The sequence below is a fragment of the Pseudomonas sp. HR1 genome (assembly GCF_030175875.1).
Classification (GTDB): domain Bacteria; phylum Pseudomonadota; class Gammaproteobacteria; order Pseudomonadales; family Pseudomonadaceae; genus Chryseomonas; species Chryseomonas oryzihabitans.
On the sequence record NZ_JASNRF010000016.1, the window covers coordinates 1 to 1,605 of the forward strand.

Annotated in this window: 2 protein-coding genes; both read left to right on the plus strand. The window is 61.4% G+C overall.

From position 1 onward, the window contains the following. Positions 1 to 1,071: nickel/cobalt efflux transporter (locus QKY98_RS23285; protein WP_284671660.1), on the plus strand; the 1,071-nt coding region annotated here is incomplete at its 5' end. A gap of 4 nt (positions 1,072 to 1,075) precedes the next feature. Next, entirely contained in the window at positions 1,076 to 1,513 is a 438-nt protein-coding gene (locus QKY98_RS23290; RefSeq protein WP_284671661.1) for a YqaA family protein, read from the plus strand. Positions 1,514 to 1,605 lie beyond the last annotated feature (92 nt).

Below are 1,605 nucleotides of genomic sequence, written 5' to 3' on the forward strand. Positions count from 1 at the left end.
TGGCTGTATTTCCCGAGCGCTATCTTGTTGGGTGCCCTGCATGGCCTGGAGCCTGGGCATTCGAAGACCATGATGGCTGCTTTCATCGTGGCGGTGCGTGGCACGGTCAAGCAGGCGGTGCTGCTGGGTCTGGCTGCCACACTGTCCCATACGGCCGTGGTTTGGCTGGTGGCCATGGTCGGCATGTATGTTGGGCAAGGCCTAGACGCAGAGACTACCGAGCCCTATTTCCAACTGGCCTCGGCTGCCCTCATCATTTCGATAGCGTTGTGGATGCTCTGGCGTACATGGCGGGGTGAGCGGCTGTGGCATGCCCAAGAGGGTCATGCCGCTCATGATCACCACCACGATGAAACGCGCCGCATCGATACCGGGCATGGGTGGGTCGAGCTGTCGATCTTTGAGGACGGCGTGCCGCCACGTTGGCGGCTGAAGTCCTTGAAGGGGCATGCCTGGCCCGCTTCTGAAGTGACCCTGAACACCACCCGCCCAGACGGTGCAATCCAGCATTTTCGCTTCGTCGATCATGGCGCCTATCTGGAGTCCGTCGACGAGATCCCCGAACCTCACGAATTCGATGTCCGCCTAAGCCTCGGACATGCCGGCCATTCCCATGACTACGATCTGTCGTTCCAGGAGCACGATCATCATCACGGCCACCAGGAAGGTCTAGCGCTCGCCACCGAGGGCTATCAGGATGCCCACGAGCTGGCGCATGCCAATGACATCCGGAAGCGCTTTAGCAACCAGAATGTCACCACGGGCCAGATCCTCCTCTTCGGGCTTACGGGGGGGCTGATACCCTGCCCAGCGGCCATTACCGTCCTGCTGCTTTGCCTACAAGTGAAGCAGATCGCGCTGGGGGCGGTACTCGTGTTGTGCTTCAGCGTCGGCCTGGCCATTACCCTGGTGACTGTCGGTGCAGCGGCTGCCATAGGCGCCCGCCATGCTTCCAGTCGGTGGCCTTGGCTGAGCGCTGCCGCTCGGCGAGCGCCCTATCTGTCCAGCCTCTTGATCATTGGCGTCGGCATTTACGTGGGGATTCATGGCTGGATGGGCCTGAGCGCCTAGTCTGATGTGGGAGCTTTCCGGGTACCTGGGCCTATTCGTCGCGGCTTTCGGCGCGGCAACGCTGTTGCCCTTGCAGTCGGAGGCCGTACTGGTTGGACTGTTGGCGACTGAGCGATACCAGACATGGACGCTGGTGCTGGTCGCGACGGTGGGCAACGTACTGGGCTCCGTCGTGAACTGGTGGCTTGGCCGCTCGGTTGAGCGCTATCGACACAAACGCTGGTTTCCGATCAGCCCGGAGAGGCTGGAAAAGGCGCAGAGGGCGTATCAGCGCTATGGTCGTGGATCGCTGCTGTTCAGCTGGGTGCCCATCATCGGGGATCCGATTACCGTCGTAGCAGGGATTCTGCGCGAGCCTTTCTGGAGCTTCCTAGCGCTCGTCGCGCTGGCCAAAGCTGCTCGGTATCTGGTGCTCGCCGGCCTGACGCTGGGATGGCTGTGATGATAGAGCACGACCGGGACAAGGCCCTGGATCTGATCAAGTGGCTAGCGATCCTCACCATGGTGCTGGATCACCTACGCTATCTCTGGCCT

Coding starts and splice junctions, on each gene's coding strand:
- QKY98_RS23290 (WP_284671661.1), top strand. CDS start 1,076: ATGTGGGAGCTTTCCGGGTACCTGGGCCTATTCGTCGCGGCTTTCGGC.